Origin of the sequence: Pseudomonas sp. NPDC087346, from assembly GCF_044744235.1 — a bacterium.
Classification (GTDB): Bacteria; Pseudomonadota; Gammaproteobacteria; order Pseudomonadales; family Pseudomonadaceae; genus Aquipseudomonas.
In genome coordinates, this window is record NZ_JBIUXX010000032.1 from 1 (window position 1) to 14,447 (window position 14,447).

At 50.7% G+C, this 14,447-nt stretch carries 20 protein-coding genes; 3 read left to right on the forward strand and 17 right to left on the reverse strand.

Translation table 11 applies throughout. From position 1 onward, the window contains the following. Positions 1–121: 121 nt before the first annotated feature. The 8 genes from ACIOZM_RS18880 to ACIOZM_RS18915 form a co-directional block, all read right to left on the reverse strand. Positions 122–898, reverse strand: a complete 777-nt coding sequence (locus ACIOZM_RS18880; RefSeq protein ID WP_401216313.1) for a hypothetical protein — start codon at positions 896–898, stop codon at positions 122–124. A gap of 41 nt (positions 899–939) precedes the next feature. Next, positions 940–1,386, reverse strand: a complete 447-nt coding sequence (locus ACIOZM_RS18885) for a hypothetical protein (RefSeq protein ID WP_153350363.1) — start codon at positions 1,384–1,386, stop codon at positions 940–942. After that, positions 1,383–1,856 carry a phage virion morphogenesis protein gene (locus ACIOZM_RS18890; RefSeq protein ID WP_401216314.1) on the reverse strand — a complete coding sequence of 158 codons (474 nt, stop codon included), beginning with the start codon at positions 1,854–1,856 and terminating at the stop codon, positions 1,383–1,385. The genes ACIOZM_RS18885 and ACIOZM_RS18890 overlap by 4 nt, the downstream gene beginning before the upstream one ends. A gap of 2 nt (positions 1,857–1,858) precedes the next feature. Beyond that, on the reverse strand, positions 1,859–2,224 hold the full coding sequence (locus tag ACIOZM_RS18895; RefSeq protein WP_401216315.1) for a phage protein Gp36 family protein: 366 nt from the start codon (positions 2,222–2,224) through the stop codon (positions 1,859–1,861). Positions 2,225–2,365: 141 nt separating this feature from the next. Further along, the gene (locus tag ACIOZM_RS18900) at positions 2,366–3,319 is read right to left on the reverse strand and encodes a minor capsid protein (RefSeq protein ID WP_401216316.1); all 954 of its coding nucleotides are present in this window, start codon (positions 3,317–3,319) and stop codon (positions 2,366–2,368) included. Further along, entirely contained in the window at positions 3,319–3,777 is a 459-nt protein-coding gene (locus tag ACIOZM_RS18905) for a lysis protein (protein WP_401216317.1), read from the reverse strand. The genes ACIOZM_RS18900 and ACIOZM_RS18905 overlap by 1 nt, the downstream gene beginning before the upstream one ends. Continuing rightward, positions 3,774–4,238 carry a lysozyme gene (locus ACIOZM_RS18910; protein ID WP_401216318.1) on the reverse strand — a complete coding sequence of 155 codons (465 nt, stop codon included), beginning with the start codon at positions 4,236–4,238 and terminating at the stop codon, positions 3,774–3,776. The genes ACIOZM_RS18905 and ACIOZM_RS18910 overlap by 4 nt, the downstream gene beginning before the upstream one ends. Further along, complete coding sequence (locus ACIOZM_RS18915; protein ID WP_339101294.1) at positions 4,228–4,440, reverse strand: hypothetical protein; 213 nt, start codon at positions 4,438–4,440, stop codon at positions 4,228–4,230. The genes ACIOZM_RS18910 and ACIOZM_RS18915 overlap by 11 nt, the downstream gene beginning before the upstream one ends. 66 nt (positions 4,441–4,506) lie before the next feature. Here ACIOZM_RS18915 and ACIOZM_RS18920 point away from each other — a divergent pair, with 66 nt between their 5' ends. Continuing rightward, entirely contained in the window at positions 4,507–4,764 is a 258-nt protein-coding gene (locus ACIOZM_RS18920; protein ID WP_401216319.1) for a hypothetical protein, read from the forward strand. A 178-nt stretch (positions 4,765–4,942) separates the two neighbouring features. Here the strand turns inward: ACIOZM_RS18920 and ACIOZM_RS18925 are convergent, their stop codons facing one another. The 8 genes from ACIOZM_RS18925 to ACIOZM_RS18960 form a co-directional block, all read right to left on the reverse strand. Next, positions 4,943–5,329, reverse strand: coding sequence for a phage tail assembly chaperone (locus tag ACIOZM_RS18925; RefSeq protein WP_401216320.1), 387 nt, complete (start codon positions 5,327–5,329; stop codon positions 4,943–4,945). Then, on the reverse strand, positions 5,316–6,656 hold the full coding sequence (locus ACIOZM_RS18930) for a hypothetical protein (protein WP_401216321.1): 1,341 nt from the start codon (positions 6,654–6,656) through the stop codon (positions 5,316–5,318). Before ACIOZM_RS18930 ends, ACIOZM_RS18925 begins: the two co-directional genes overlap by 14 nt. 49 nt (positions 6,657–6,705) lie before the next feature. Beyond that, complete coding sequence (locus tag ACIOZM_RS18935) at positions 6,706–8,490, reverse strand: hypothetical protein (RefSeq protein WP_401216322.1); 1,785 nt, start codon at positions 8,488–8,490, stop codon at positions 6,706–6,708. After that, positions 8,490–8,801: a hypothetical protein gene (locus ACIOZM_RS18940; RefSeq protein ID WP_401216323.1), complete on the reverse strand. Its 312-nt coding sequence runs from the start codon at positions 8,799–8,801 to the stop codon at positions 8,490–8,492. The genes ACIOZM_RS18935 and ACIOZM_RS18940 overlap by 1 nt, the downstream gene beginning before the upstream one ends. 91 nt (positions 8,802–8,892) lie before the next feature. Next, positions 8,893–10,056, reverse strand: coding sequence for a P22 phage major capsid protein family protein (locus tag ACIOZM_RS18945; RefSeq protein WP_401216324.1), 1,164 nt, complete (start codon positions 10,054–10,056; stop codon positions 8,893–8,895). Between the two features lie 167 nt (positions 10,057–10,223). Further along, the gene (locus tag ACIOZM_RS18950) at positions 10,224–11,024 is read right to left on the reverse strand and encodes a hypothetical protein (protein ID WP_401216325.1); all 801 of its coding nucleotides are present in this window, start codon (positions 11,022–11,024) and stop codon (positions 10,224–10,226) included. A gap of 102 nt (positions 11,025–11,126) precedes the next feature. Continuing rightward, on the reverse strand, positions 11,127–11,459 hold the full coding sequence (locus ACIOZM_RS18955; RefSeq protein ID WP_198721880.1) for a hypothetical protein: 333 nt from the start codon (positions 11,457–11,459) through the stop codon (positions 11,127–11,129). A gap of 19 nt (positions 11,460–11,478) precedes the next feature. Then, on the reverse strand, positions 11,479–11,817 hold the full coding sequence (locus ACIOZM_RS18960; RefSeq protein ID WP_401216326.1) for a hypothetical protein: 339 nt from the start codon (positions 11,815–11,817) through the stop codon (positions 11,479–11,481). A 157-nt stretch (positions 11,818–11,974) separates the two neighbouring features. Between ACIOZM_RS18960 and ACIOZM_RS18965 the strand changes: the two genes are divergently transcribed. Continuing rightward, positions 11,975–12,241, forward strand: a complete 267-nt coding sequence (locus ACIOZM_RS18965) for a hypothetical protein (protein ID WP_401216327.1) — start codon at positions 11,975–11,977, stop codon at positions 12,239–12,241. A 269-nt stretch (positions 12,242–12,510) separates the two neighbouring features. Here the strand turns inward: ACIOZM_RS18965 and ACIOZM_RS18970 are convergent, their stop codons facing one another. Next, positions 12,511–12,990: a hypothetical protein gene (locus ACIOZM_RS18970; RefSeq protein ID WP_401216328.1), complete on the reverse strand. Its 480-nt coding sequence runs from the start codon at positions 12,988–12,990 to the stop codon at positions 12,511–12,513. A 92-nt stretch (positions 12,991–13,082) separates the two neighbouring features. Between ACIOZM_RS18970 and ACIOZM_RS18975 the strand changes: the two genes are divergently transcribed. After that, complete coding sequence (locus ACIOZM_RS18975) at positions 13,083–14,009, forward strand: DUF4238 domain-containing protein (protein WP_401216329.1); 927 nt, start codon at positions 13,083–13,085, stop codon at positions 14,007–14,009. Positions 14,010–14,447: the final 438 nt, after the last annotated feature.

The window sequence follows — 14,447 nt, forward strand, 5'->3', positions numbered from 1 at the left end:
CTCGCGAGGTTTGAAAAAAACCCCTCTCAAAGAGGGGTATTTTAGTAGCGACAAACCGCATGAAAAAACTATGTTTTCCCTTTGGGGGGAATAACTGCGGGCCCCTTATGCATCCAGCTCATCAGGCTGCCGTTACATGCGCTTCAACGAACAGCTTGGAGAGTCCAGCCCCCGTAACTGCTTTCGATACCAGGAGGGTGCCCTTGATCTGCTGGTCAGCGTAGTCAGAAGACAGGAGCTGACGCTGGGCTGCAGGTGATAGAGAGACTTTGTGGTAAACAACTTTCACCGGAGCGTCGTCAGCAGCAATGTTCTTCCCGTCGAAAGTGATGCGAACGTTCACGCCGCTGTTCGTGAAGCCTTCAATCCTTCGGACAGCAGCTTTCTCATAAACCACATCGACCACATCACCGTCCTGGATTGCCGACGTTTTTGGAAAGTAGAGCGAACCATTGGAGATAACGTAGTCCTGGCCCTCGATCAGAGGCTCAGCATCTCCCTTGATGGTTACGCTGGTCAGCAAGGAGATGATACCTGGGACGATAACATTGGACTCCTTGAACGCCGTGATTGAAGCGGTGGCACCCGGCACCGCAACATCCTTGTGGACATCGCCGTACAGAACGAGAGCTAGCACGTCTGGGTTGAACGACTTGAGGGTAATGTCCAGGTCAGCAGTGTTTTTGATAACTTTTGACTGAGCGACACCAAGCGTTCCATAAACCAAGTCCAGCATCTCTACTTTATCAGAGCTTAAAGCAAGACTCGCTGATGATGCCTGTCCAACAAATAATGCGCCACTGACCGGCTGGTCGCTGGAGTCAAGTCGCTCGATCATGACTCCGCCGTTACCGATCCAGCCAATCGTGTTGTCTGGAGAGTTAAATCCGTAAGACATATATGTACCTATTCTTATTATTATGGGTTTTTATTTTGAGCTCAAACGAGCACGATTCGTTGCGACCAGATAACTGACCAGGCGCTAAAGTCTGACTTGCCGTCAGTAACACCGTTGAATGCTTCTTTGATTAATTGTAACACGGGGATCTTTGTATTTGTTTTAGGGTCGCCACGGAAGTTCTCAATCATCTTGGCAATCTCTACAGCGGTGTCAGCAGCTATAGATGACATTCCGTGGGTTGTTGGATCTATCTTGCCGATGACCCAAGCTCCAAACATTGCGTCTAACTCTAGTTTCACTCTGGAGTTTCTGTCAGGGACGTTGCCGCCGCCGCAGGAGAGAAGGATGTACGGGCGTTTACCATCAAGTTTGAGATTCTTCAGGTCGTCTACTTCGAGTTCGCCAGAGAAGAATTTGATGGTTGGTTTTGACGGCAAAGCTTCGAGCTGGGTTTTAATTAGTTCTAGGTGGTCGGAGATGTTCATGCGAGTGCCTTTTCGACATTTCTTATTAGTATTTTCACGTACTCATTTTTCCACTTGTCCGGCAGTCCACGCTCCTTGCTTGGAAGGAACATGCGCTGCTTAACCCTAATGCCGTTCTGATGGGCATCTGCATATTCAAGGGGTGATCCGAGGACTATGCTGAGTCCACGAACCTCACTACTGATGCTGTTGCGGAGCATCCCCGTGTCGATCAGGGGCTGACCTTTGCGGTGGGTGATGTCTGGCCACTTGTCACCGTACGGGTTGATCGAGCGACGGAAATTGGCTTTGATCCGGTTTTCCCAAAGTGCCGCGACTTCCTGCAAACCTGCGCGGATGTGAGGGTTGTTCGGGCCAAGCTTCTTCACCTTCGCTGCCAGGGCTTGAAGCTGCTTCGTGTTCGCTACGAGCTCGACTGACCTGTCGCCGGATGACGATGCTGCCAGAGCTCTGGCTATGACCGGGATCATGATCAGGCTCGGAAAAGACGGATATTAGTGAGCTTTGAGCCCGTGGTGGTTTGGCCCTGCGAGACAAGGTGGATCTTGCCCGTGGCGATGCCCTCCAGGAAAGCGATGGCGTCTTCGTAGCGCTTTCGAAGATTTTCGCTGTCAGCGTCGGGCCAAGCATTGTAGCGGGCTATATCCAAGACGGGCCCACGGACGTCTGCGATAGCTACTGGGTCGACCAGGGGCACGGAGATGCCATTTGAGCGGATGTATGTGTCAGCCAGTCGTGATGCGCGGTCGATGGCCCTGACTACCCTTGTTTCAGGGTCATCGGGGAGATCATCGTCACCGAACTCATTTCTAAAGTCTTCGTAGCTTGCGTAAGTCATGAAGCGTTTCTCTTAGCCAAAGTTGCTGTGTTGTCTCCGCCCCTTGGCGGTTGTTGATCCACCCCATCTACCTGTCGCTTTCTTTTCTTTCTCTTAAATAAAGAGGTGGTAGTGGGGGTAGCTGTGAGCGGGTGGTACGAGTCATTCTTGATTAAGAAAAACTTCTTTTGATCTCAGTTGATCGAGGGGGATCACATGATGAGTATCGAGATCGACAAAGCTGTCCAAGGGCTGGCCGGACTTCCAAAGCCTGAACCTAGCCGGGCCCAGAATCGACTCCTGCTCTGCAGTGCTCTGCTTCCCAAGCCAGTCTTCGTATCCGTCTTTGAATGCCGGTTCATCATCACTGACGGCGATCATTACCGTCCTGCACCCTGGATGAAATGGAGGCACCTTGCGGCCCTTGTCCGAAGTCTTATAGATCTTGCCGTCGAGGGCACGGCACACCGGAGTCGTCCTGGAATCGAGCACTGCACTTAACTGATACGACCCGAACCCAACCCGCTCAAAAGTCTTGAGCGAAGCCTGGGACGTCACATGCGCTGAGGCTGTACGAACCATGATCTCGGCATTGCGCTTCGCACCGACAAAAGGGTTGCCTGGATCAGCGTATAAACCGGCAGTGATCTGAGATGTCGTCAGCCCATTCAGCACGCCAAGCCGGATCGTCTGCTTCACTTTGATCTGTGTCGCAAGCTTCTGCTCGTCGAGCCACTCCCCGAGAATTTTGCCGTCAAAAGGGTCACTACTCACGATGCTCTCGACAAGCTTTTCTGTGACCAGGCTGTTGCTGAAATCGAACCCCAGCAGCTTGCTTGTGAACTCGGACTCGTAAACAAACAGGTCGCCGAGCTCGCGCTTGAGCGTGTCTGACATCAATTCGTACTCGTCAACAATGAGCTTGTCGATTGTCACGAACGTCTTTCGCAGTCGCGCTACAGCAGTCCATTTACGCGCCGTCATTGCCTCATCCAACTCGGCCTTCACTGCCCCTTTGAGAGTCTGCAGATGCAGCGCAGCTTGCTTTGCGATGCGTGTGAACTGCCCCCTGAGAGCGATCTGATGCTTGATTGTCTTGTCTGCCAGGCTTGCCATCACTTCACCACCTGGACGACCTGACGGATGTATTCCTTTAGCCCAGCGAGCTGAGCCTCAGTAACGATTATTTGCTCTCTGAGACGTAGATAATCCTGTCCAGCAACGGCTGTAAGCGCTGGTTCTGCTCCATCATCCACGCTGGTGGTTCCGGCAACGGTTGGCAGCTGCTTTGGACAATTGGCGCGGACGAGCAGCCGCTTAGTGCCAGCAGAGAGCTGAGCGCGAAGGCCTTCATTTTCGTTTTTTGCATTGGTCATCTCTTCGTATTGTTTTTTGTCCAAGGCATCACGAGCTTGAAGTGCCAAGGCGGCAGACGTAGCATCGGATTCCAGCTGCGCCACGCGAGCGTTCGACGCCTCTAGGCTGCCAATAAGCCCATCACGCTCATGCTTCAGAACGAGGCAACTGACAAGCGCCGCCATGGCGAACAGAGCGATCAGCAGGTACTTGTTCATAGCCCGATCTCACACAGCGCACGTTCTTCAGCGCGCCTAGTAACAAGCCCTTTGAGCTTCACACCCCCGGCGTACACCCACTTCGACAGCTCAGCGCAGGCACCACGGACGTCGCCACCATTCAGCTTCTTCAGCAGAGTTGAGCTCCCAAACTTCGTACCACCCACGTTGTATACAAAAGAAACAAGCGCGGCACGACGTTCAACACTCATGTCAACTTTCACCCGGCTCTCAACATCCTGGATTGCGATTAGCAGATCTTTACTAAGCTGTTCTGTACATTCGGCTGGTGTTTTGCTGTCGCCTATCTTTGCCGTAGCTGTGTGTCCGTAACAGATAGTGGGAATTCCGATTGGATCTAGATAGGCTGTAGTTCGAAGTCCTTCAAAGCTGGCAACAACAGCAGTGGCAATACTAATAGTCGCCGCGAGGGTATATCCAGCAATACGCTTATTCGGCATCGCCGACTACCTTCTTTGCCTCGCTCTCTTTAGCTTCGCGCCTATTCTTCAGTACAGAGAATGTAATTTGGCAAACAAGATATAAAACCGTCAGGGCTTTAATCCAGTCGTCGACTGACATTCCGCTTATTGAAGCCGTAATTACTGCGACTGGCGGCGAAAGCTTGGTAGCCTCAACCGTGACATATTGGGAAATTGACATTAGACTTTCTTCTATTTATTATGTGAGTCTATTATTTATTGTATCACTTTAATCGGATAAGTGTTTATGAGCGTAAAGTCCGCAGTTGCACAAGCACTTGAAAACTTTGACCCTGCGAACCCATTCCACGTCGCGTTAAAGAAGCACGGTGAGTACAACTACGTTCGAGTGATTGAACGCGCTACTGAATATCAGCGTGAGGCGATTGATAACGGACAACCAATTACTGAGTTCGCTGATGCAGTTAAGAAAAAAGCCCTGGAGATATTCGCAGACGAGCGCCTCATGCGCGGTATGAAACTTGAAGAAGACTTAGGAATCTGAGCCCTCGACAACCTTTTTGACCCGCACTTTCCTGGCAGGCTTCTCAACAGGAGCCTCAGGTTGATCAGGCGCAACAGATCCAGGCTCGCAATACCACAGCCCTCGCCAATATCCCTCAGCAGCACTACCAGCATCCACCAGCACTCGATCCCCATCAAGCTCCAGCCACACACTATTTTTACTCATCGTTTGTCTCCAAAGTTGGCCAGTTGACGGCAAATGGGTCTTGCAGAGTTACGTCGCGCAATGCCTGCCTGTAGATAGCCAGTCGCTGCCTACCCAGCGTGTCGATAGTGCCCGCGATGTCTTCGCTGTCGAGCAGTCTCACGCGAAACAGATCAGAATCAGCCATCAACTCATCACGAGCCCTCAGGACTTCCTTCATCTTTTCTTCGCGTGAGACCTCGATCACCAGCTCACCATCGACGATGCGCAGGGACTTCCGGCCCGAGAACGCCTGGAGGGCCTCTTCAAAATTCTCGACTTCAACGAACTGGGTGCTCGGCAGGTCGCCGTACCCGTAAACGTATCCTGAGTTGTCGTAATGCAACTTATTTTTTGACATAGAACCTGTACCCCTCGGACGCCCCTGCCACGAGAGGCAGTTTGAAATAGTTATTATCGAGCAGAGTGAGCTGATGGATTTCCACGTTGCCGGTTGACCCGTCAGCAGAGCCCACGGTGCCGCTATCACCGAAATAGATGGCTTTGTGAGCAACAGGATCAATCAGCATTCCAGCCAGTTTCGTGTTGTACGCAGGCAGCTTGGTGAAAGTATTTCCGTAGTCGAATGACACGTACCCGAAGTTATTCGCTGTAGCCCGTAAACCGTTTACAAATAGGAAATTGTTGTGACAAGAGATGCTGTGAGTGACAGCAGTTGCGTTGACAAAATACGGCGAAGTGACTGAGGTAACTCGATCCGTCCGAGCATTGAGCTTGTATTGAATACCAGCGACGCCGAAATAGACGAAGTCACCCGCACATTTGATCGTGTCAGGCGCAGGGTAAATCGACTGAACAAGCTTGGCAGATGTGACGGTCGGAACCGCAGTATCCAGGAACATCTCATACAGGCCAGGGGCTGAAGCTCCATACGTACCAACGAAGAAAATGCGACCGCTTTCTGTCTTCACTATGGTGCTTCCCTGGTCGAGCCCGCCAATAGAGAAAACGCCAGAAAGGTTTCGCTTTGTGTTTGTTTTAGGGTTGTACAGGCGACGTAGGGAGATCCAGCAAAACAGGTCTTCATCGGCGGAAACACTGACAGCGCTGAATCCACCATTTGTAGATTGCGAAGATTCACCAGCATATGCAGCAGTGACTGTAGAACCGTTCACCTGGACGCAGTAAATGTTGTAGCTGCTATTTAGAAAGTAAAGAGCGCTGTCCGTAACCACCAGGCGTTTGTGACCTAATGCCGATGCGTTGGAATAAACCAGATTGAAACTCGAATCATAAGCCGTAATGAATGGAGTAACGCTATTAAGAGTAAACAGAAGCCCCTTGAAATAGACGGCATCCAATACTTCGCCGGTTGTCATCGATTTACGGGAAATACTACTCGACAGGATGCTTTGATACTTCGGTGCACCACCATTGATGATGCCAGCAAGCACTGAAGCTAGAGAACTCTCCTTGATGCTTCCATCACACTCAAAGTAATCAGTGTAGGAACCTTCAGGGAGCATTACAATTGTGCCAGTTTCAATGCCTGACACAGGTGTTTCTTCTCCCGGCTCAGGTGTAGGAATAGCAGCGACTACTGCATCCACAATCTGGCGAGCAGAAGCCTTTTGAGAGTTACCTGGTCGATGAATATGAATAACTGCATCGAGATTCCCGTCCCAGGCAGTTGCAATGTCACTTGGACGCTTTTTATTAGTTGTCATTCGAAATCCTGTTTGCTTTGAATGCAAATCTTATTATGTTGATATTATATCACTCTTCGATGAGTTGATATTCAAGCATGTCGAAGTCTCTAAAGTTTCTCGTAACCAACAAGGATGAGTCTTCGATGTCGAGCCATTTCAGACTTGAATCGCCCTCGACAGGGAATACTTTTGAGAATGTCTTACCGGCATCGTAGGTAACAGTTAGCGACACATCGCCGTTGACGAAGATCGCGAAATCTCCTCGTGAATAGCCTTGGGACAAAGCGCTACCCAGAGTCGCGGTCTGGACGCTGCCTGTCGACAAGTTGACTACTCGAAGGTCTGAACCGCTCATGATGTGCATGTTGGTGTCACCGGCAACGATCTTTCCACCGTTCTCGCTGACCAAGCTGTGAGTGGTTTCAGTGAATTCGAAGATGGCAGAGCTCTGATTGCTTGTGCGCTTGGCACTCGCGAATACACGCCCATTCGACGATGCCACCTCAGCACCCGAGCCCTCAATCTGCAGGGTTACGTCGCTGAAAACTGGGCCGGGCCTGACAGCGAGGGTCAATGGATTGATCAGGTAAGAGATGGTGAAGTCTGTATTTACCAGCCAGTCTTCGTCGCCAAGGCTAGACATCGCAGGGAGCTTCAGATCGCCGTAGGAGCCTGCGATATCGAGAGCAATTGGGGTGTCTGAGCCGTCAAGTCTAGTGAGCCTGTCGAGGCCATTGTCGCTGCGCAGGTAGTAAGCCGTGTGCTCCGTTTTGAACACGTCGCAAGCCCGGTCTGAGATGTAGTTCTTCTCGACAATCCTGGCGGTTCCCTGCGTCAGTTCGTTCTCACTGTCGAATATCACGTACTGCCCATCAAATGCAGCGATGTACGTCTCACCTGACTTCAGGATTCTTTTCGGCAAGCCATGAACACCGCCGAAGCTGATCGATCTATTAGCTGTAGTGTTGATTCCGGTGATTCGCTTGAGCTGCTCGACGAACTGCTCCCACGAGATATAGCTGCCATCATCAGCGACCTCAGTGAACTCCAGGCCAGCAATGTCAGCATAGATTGCGTCCGGCGCAGATACCGATCCAGCCATGGGATCTGGCTTGGCGTCCACAGTCACATCACCTGGCTTGGTTGCAGGATCTTGCGCACCTGGTGACACGACAGACCAGTCACCGCTTTCGTCTGCAGTTCCGGTGCCCGTAGTGCCGTCAGGGAAAGTGACAGTGACCTGGTCACCAGGATTCGCGCCACCACCACCGACGGTCACTGAGCCGTCCGGATTTGGCGTTATGTCATCCGCGACCGGCTCACCCGGCTTGGGATTCGTGATGACACCGACGTCGCCTGGATCGAGATCTGGATCATGCGGCACGTCCGGAAACTCAACCTCCCAGTCACCGCCAGGCCCAGCCTCACCAGAACCTGTCTCACCACCTGGCAGCGTGACTTCAACGTCATCACCCGGATTCGCACCACCGCCACCCACTACAGTACCGCCACCCCCACCAGGCTTAACTTCGCCAGGCTCTGGGGTAGTAGGTTTATCAGGTGTAGGAACCTGGTCAACAATCAGATCCGGTGCACCCGGCACAGGTTTCACAGCACCCGGAGACGTCACAGTCCATCCACCGCCGTTGCCAACAACACCAGTACCCACGCTGCCATCAGGAAACGTGATTACGATAGTTTGCCCAGGAGTGCCACCGCTACCACCGACCGCGACGGTGCCATCCGGATTCACGACGATGTCATCGATAACCGGCGAGCCGATCACCAGGCGCACGACCCGGCGTAGGTGATAAACCGTGAGGGATAGCAGGTTCCGACCCAGAATATTCATCAGCGAACCTCGTGAACCCAGACGGTTGCTGGATCTTCACCAGCCATTAGCCGCACGCTCACCTGCCGACCCCTGTTTGCATTCAAATACACGCCGCCGCGAGCATCGATAGGCGCGTCGGATTCAGTGACGGAGGTGCCTTCGGCGAGATGGATTAGGGATTTGCAGAAGACGTAGATGGCTTGGCCTTGGATCACTTGGGTAGTGAATGTAGCGCCTTGGGTAAGGCTTGATTTACCCCTGGAAATGCCGGGAGTAACGATTGGCAGGACTGCGCCATTGCGTTCGATTGTTGCTGTAACTTGACTCATGCTGAGCTCCTGAAAGATGAAAGCCCCCGCAGCTGGTGCGCAGCAAACGAGGGCTTTGATGTTGCGGTTAGGCTCTGGCGAGCCCGGTGTATCAGTGACTGCCGACGCGGATTGCACGTTCTGGAGCTACTGCCTTGCATCCGAACAGGATTTCCAGCTTCCAGTGGGTCGACTCCGTAGCGAAGTTGTACGAGCTGAGCAGACGCATGGTTACGCCAGTTGCGGGGTCTGTCATCGATCCCATGGTTACGCCAGGAGCGTTAGCAGGAGTTTCAAGCTGACGGAATGCGATGACAAACGCTGACTTCGAGAACGCGATGTTGAAGCCGTGGTCTTTCGCTACAGCGACAGCAGCACCTGCAGGAATATCCGTTTTAATAACTTCGTGGATCGTGACGATTGCTGAGCCAGTGCCATCTGCAGCAACGTCTTTAGCAACAGAGAAAGGACTATCGACACCAGCTACCTTGATGACGTCACCCCTAACGAAGGTCGCAGCAGGATCGAGGCCCTTGATCACAAGTACACTCGTACCAACGGAGGCGGCGGTCGAGATGGTGGCGGACTGGCTTTCAGAAGCTGTGCCTGCAAAGTGGAACGGTGCCTGGATATCGCTGTAGCAATTGAGGCCGAACCTACGCCCGATTACGCCTTCTTTCTCAGCCACTTGGTCGCTGCCAGTTGTGAACACACCCAGCAATTCAGCCTCACCGTCGGAGGTCAGGACGAATGTCTTCTCTCCCAGCACTTTGGCGTTGTGGAGTGTTTTGCGCGCATTGATCACGTCTTTTTTATCTAGTGGGTTGATCGACCCAAGAACGCCAGAGTGATACGGAACTTCTTTTACGAGATCGAAGATAGCTTCGTTGATGGTTCTGGCCAGGACGTCCACTGCGGCACCGAGAGCATCAGGAATAACACCAGGCTGCATGCCCGTGAATTCTCGGTCGGACATCTTGAATTCTTTATAGATATGTCGATCCAGCTTCAGGTCGACCTTCTCGACTTCGAGATCTGTAGCAACAGATCCACCAACCCCATGTTCGTCTGCTTCATCGAACTCAACAGGCTTGTTGATCCGAATCGACTCACCGACCTTTTTCGACTCGTCCGCCGTGTTTACGGTAATCAATCCGGGCATAGTCAACTGACCACGAAGGCGTGACATAGCGACAGGAAGGATAGTTTCATTGATTAGTGCTTCGAAATCGTTCCCATAAGCTGGAAGAACAACGAGTGCATTACTTTGCGTCATTTGCATACCTATTTATTATTGTTGTATTGGTATTTTTGAGGTATCTGTTGCTCACAGAGCAAAACAGTCGCTGGCCCGACCAGCTTGGGAACTGGAGCTCAGGGTGAGCCCCAGGTACTACCTTGGTGAATGCAGAAGAAGTTAAACCTCCTATACATCCGTATTCCTTAGCTCACTACGATTTCGCCCTTCGATCTTTTGGCGAACAGATCTGATTGTTCTTGGGCTGTGCCCAGCATCAATTTCTGCTGCCATTCCTGGCGAGTCATAGTTTGTGCATTACCACCAGACCCTTGCTTGGCACCACTACCTTTTAATTCAGGGAAGTAGTGAGGGTATTCTTCTTCAAGGCTAGAAATCCATTCCTTGGGGGTCAGTGCGCGTCCTGTTTTTCCGAGTATCACATTACCGTGCTGATCTCTTGCAACTAGCTCTCCGGAGTCTGCCAGATCCCAGATATCTGGAGCCAGCTTCAGTACATCTTTCACAGCGGTTGGTGCTAGAAACTGGTTCTGAAGTGCAGCATTCCCGACGAGTTGCTTAATTTGAAATTGCTTCAACTTGCCTTTCTCGACATCAATCGCTTTCCTAAGCTCATCCTTTTCGGACTGCTCAGCCTGAAGGCGTTCTTGCCAAGTTTGGTTATTGGCATGCATACGCTTATCCATCAGCGCCTGCCAGTCCATCTTGCCGGATTTTAGTGCTTCTTGATCCTCCAGCTCTTGCGCTTGAGCAACGAAGGCATCAGCTTGCGCCTTGAACTTATCTCGCTCGGACTTGAGCTCAGAATTCTTTGACTTCAAACCACCAGTTTCGGCAGCGAGTGCCTTGGCTAGTTCGGCTTTGAGAGTTTCCTGGAATTCTGGAGTGGAAGTGATTGGTACTGGTTGAGCCCCTGGCTCTTGTGTTCCGCCATCTTCTTCGCCATACGCCTTGAAAACAACGAAACTATTGTGCTGCTTCAACATTCTTAATCCCCCAAGGATCATTTATTGTTTTTATATGTTGTGAACACATAATATCATAAAAAATGGCTTGGGGGATTTAGCGCAAAATAATCCTTGACTATCTTAAACAGCTTTCAGAATCGCATATTTCGTATCTTGATCGAGACTCTGAACTCTTTCGACGAACTCGCTGAGAATGTCGAAGCTACCAGCTTTAGCATCTTTGAGAATGTCGGGAATCAATCCAAGGTCGAGAATCGTGAGAAACAGTTCATCTGAGCCACGACCACCATAAACCGAAGATTCCCAGAGCTCGTACAACTCCCTGGCATTGGGCTTAACGATTCCATTGGCGAGCAGGAAGAGTGTTGCGCTCAAGCCTTCAGTATTCCTTCCGGCCTTGAAGGCCTCATGCGCTTTCATGTACATGTCGAACTGTTCTACAAATTTGGTCATCGTCGTTCTCCTCTTATTATTATTCTTCGATGATCTGCGCCAAGACTTCCCAGACCAGGTATTCCAAACTCTTTGGCTCAGAAAAACTTTGTACGTTGAAAACATACCTGACACCATCAAACACGAGATCATCTGCCCGAACCAGCTCGCCGATAATAAAGTTCTCAATAGTCCTGAGAGAAAGTGCACACCCGACTTCAGCGTAGTCTGCAATCAACTCAAGCTGTCGTTTGTTCTCAAACCTGAGCATGTCGAGGGCTGGATAGTGATTTCTTTCGGAGTCGAAACCGCCGATAAGGCGAATTGCACAGATATCTTCGGTTTGCGGGGTCAGTGCTTTGATGCGGATTGTCTGCATTTTAATACCTGAGAGCTTGGGCTCTTCTTCTAATATTTGTATTGTATTGATGGAGCAGTGCAATAATCAAATTATTTTTATCGAGGCTATTGAACGTACTGATGCTCACTGCCAAACTACAAGCAGATCAACAAATAACAATAACAAGGACAGCCCCGTGATCGAAAAAACAGCGTTTGAGCACTATGATCCATCATTTTTCCCGAATCTCTTTTACGACTTTATAAAGAGCGACTCCACTGCCTGGACTGTGCGTGGAGAAGCAGACGGATCAATCGACAGAATTGAAATGTTCGATGTTATGGGTTGGAGGTCTATTTCGGAGGTTACCCTGAGTGTGCGGCTTGACACTCCGCGATTCGAGGCGAAATTGAAGAAGCATTACCGCGCAGTCCGCGACCAAAGAAAAACGGATCTCAACTAAATGAACCCTTTAGTTTTTTCCGGTCAAAAGTTATTTGAGCTAAAGGCCACTCATGGAATGCCTCTTGGGCCCGCAATTGACCGAATCATCAATATAGAAGGACTGGCAATTACCTGGGCTGATTTCCTGGCTTCCGCTAGGAGTAACGGTTGGTACGACTTTCAGACAATGGAGGCTGTAGAGGCAGGCCTGGGAGATGCTGGTGTCGATAGAGCGATGCGGGATGAGATAATCCAGCGATTCAAAGCCCTGATCATGCGGAACCCAAGTCAGCACTGACCTTCAAGCCATAGCTCAACCTTCTGAAGTCTGGCCATCTCCCGAAGCCGACCCTTGGCAGCGCCAATGAGGTCAAGGAACCGCTGTCGATCCTCGTCATCAGGAAACCAGTCCTCTATCTCAACGTTGCAGTGCTGAGAGTCGCTGAGAGCCCACCTGACAACCATATCTGCTGCAGCCCTGAAGTGATCCGCCATCCACGTCGTCCGTCCCGCAGACTCCCACCCACGGTCAGCCAGCACCTGGGTGGCATCCACTATCCCAGCGTCACCGAAGAAGCTCGTGGTGTCGGGGAAATGGACGCCGGCGAGCGACACTTTGCAGACCCCGGAATCCTGACTCCAGTAGGACATGAAGTGCCACCCACCCGTCGTAACACCAGGAAATGGGAAATTGATCGCGGCTTTACCGGTGATGTAGTGCTCACGAGTAACACGCGAAAGGTCGAGGTCGAACAGTGGCTGATCCATCCCGGCAACCTATCACCGAGCCCACGCCCAGGCAACGCGGTTTGACTCCAAACCGGGCCGCAGACAAGATGCCTTCAGGACAAGGAGCGAAGATGGACATCAAACGTGGCAATCACTACATCTGGGCGCATTACCTTCGTGGTTGGTCACATAACCAGAGGGATGTCTTTCATCGAACAAAGAAGGGCAACATCCAAGCCGTGAGCACCAAAGGGCTTGGTCGTGAATATGAGTTCTACAAGCTGACCCCGCTAGACAATATCGATGTCGAGTTTCTTGAATATTGGATAAGCCAATGTACTCCTGCAACACGGCCACTCCATTATGGTTTTCTAAAGAGGATGATCGTCTATTCATGCCTTCTTGGCGTGCTTGATCCAATCAAGGATAAAGCAAAGCGCGATGAGATCACCTTCAACACAATCGAAGAACTACACACGACGATTGAAAATGACGTTAGGCCGACGCTCGACGAATTACGAGCTGGTAATTTTTCAGCTTTGCATGAAGAAAACGCGTTGAACAACTTGATCAGCTATATGGGCCACCAGTTCTCGCGAACAAAAGTTTTCCGTAACATTGTTGACTCATCGGCTCGCTCAGATAATCAGGTGATCAACGACCTGATCAAAAAAAACAACTGGTTTATGGCTATCCTCGTAGGAGTCAACATGGGCTACAGCACCGCCATGTACTACGAGACAAAAAACGTGGTTTGGCTCATCAACAACACGGATACCCGGTTCATTACGAGTGACAACCCGGTGATCAACGTTCATCCCTCTGTGCTCAATCGTAAACCTAATGGCATACCACCCTTACATACCGACCTATATTTCCCCATTTCCCCAACCCTTGCCTACATGGTAAATGACTCAGACAACTGGGGTAATGGCAAAGTAGAAGCTACTAACGAGATAGTCGTGGCGCTCAACAGACAGATACTCATCAGGTGTGATGAAACCGTGTATGGGGACAGCATGGAAATCATAAAGCAGACAAAGCTTCCGAAAGCATGAGGCCCTCCAGGGCCTTTTTCTTTGCCCAAGGTTTGTTAGCAAACGAAGTGCGGAAATTATTTTAAGAGTATGCCGCTGATATACGCACTTGGGTTTTCAATGGCTTCAGAGTTATAAGTCGACAAATCTAATTACTGATTGAATATCCATATATACACCGCGCAATCTCATTTTGCATAATACAAGCATCAAGACTCATAGAGATGCTTCATGGATATCGTTGACAGTTATGCCAGTAGTTACATTGATCTTGTTCGGATAGGTTGGAATAGTGCCATCTCTATCTTTAAGGCTCTGGAACAATTCGACACTGAAGACCGCAAGGAAATTGCAAGCCGACTACACGAGATCATTGAGTTCAACTTTGAGCAACCGTCTGTGCAGGACTTAGTCAGAAAAAACCTCAAGTCGATTAGTCCAGACGCCGACCTGTCGTGG

Coding starts and splice junctions, on each gene's coding strand:
- ACIOZM_RS18880 (WP_401216313.1), bottom strand. CDS start 898: ATGTCTTACGGATTTAACTCTCCAGACAACACGATTGGCTGGATCGGT.
- ACIOZM_RS18885 (WP_153350363.1), bottom strand. CDS start 1,386: ATGAACATCTCCGACCACCTAGAACTAATTAAAACCCAGCTCGAAGCT.
- ACIOZM_RS18890 (WP_401216314.1), bottom strand. CDS start 1,856: ATGATCCCGGTCATAGCCAGAGCTCTGGCAGCATCGTCATCCGGCGAC.
- ACIOZM_RS18895 (WP_401216315.1), bottom strand. CDS start 2,224: ATGACTTACGCAAGCTACGAAGACTTTAGAAATGAGTTCGGTGACGAT.
- ACIOZM_RS18900 (WP_401216316.1), bottom strand. CDS start 3,319: ATGGCAAGCCTGGCAGACAAGACAATCAAGCATCAGATCGCTCTCAGG.
- ACIOZM_RS18905 (WP_401216317.1), bottom strand. CDS start 3,777: ATGAACAAGTACCTGCTGATCGCTCTGTTCGCCATGGCGGCGCTTGTC.
- ACIOZM_RS18910 (WP_401216318.1), bottom strand. CDS start 4,238: ATGCCGAATAAGCGTATTGCTGGATATACCCTCGCGGCGACTATTAGT.
- ACIOZM_RS18915 (WP_339101294.1), bottom strand. CDS start 4,440: ATGTCAATTTCCCAATATGTCACGGTTGAGGCTACCAAGCTTTCGCCG.
- ACIOZM_RS18920 (WP_401216319.1), top strand. CDS start 4,507: ATGAGCGTAAAGTCCGCAGTTGCACAAGCACTTGAAAACTTTGACCCT.
- ACIOZM_RS18925 (WP_401216320.1), bottom strand. CDS start 5,329: ATGTCAAAAAATAAGTTGCATTACGACAACTCAGGATACGTTTACGGG.
- ACIOZM_RS18930 (WP_401216321.1), bottom strand. CDS start 6,656: ATGACAACTAATAAAAAGCGTCCAAGTGACATTGCAACTGCCTGGGAC.
- ACIOZM_RS18935 (WP_401216322.1), bottom strand. CDS start 8,490: ATGAATATTCTGGGTCGGAACCTGCTATCCCTCACGGTTTATCACCTA.
- ACIOZM_RS18940 (WP_401216323.1), bottom strand. CDS start 8,801: ATGAGTCAAGTTACAGCAACAATCGAACGCAATGGCGCAGTCCTGCCA.
- ACIOZM_RS18945 (WP_401216324.1), bottom strand. CDS start 10,056: ATGACGCAAAGTAATGCACTCGTTGTTCTTCCAGCTTATGGGAACGAT.
- ACIOZM_RS18950 (WP_401216325.1), bottom strand. CDS start 11,024: ATGTTGAAGCAGCACAATAGTTTCGTTGTTTTCAAGGCGTATGGCGAA.
- ACIOZM_RS18955 (WP_198721880.1), bottom strand. CDS start 11,459: ATGACCAAATTTGTAGAACAGTTCGACATGTACATGAAAGCGCATGAG.
- ACIOZM_RS18960 (WP_401216326.1), bottom strand. CDS start 11,817: ATGCAGACAATCCGCATCAAAGCACTGACCCCGCAAACCGAAGATATC.
- ACIOZM_RS18970 (WP_401216328.1), bottom strand. CDS start 12,990: ATGGATCAGCCACTGTTCGACCTCGACCTTTCGCGTGTTACTCGTGAG.
- ACIOZM_RS18975 (WP_401216329.1), top strand. CDS start 13,083: ATGGACATCAAACGTGGCAATCACTACATCTGGGCGCATTACCTTCGT.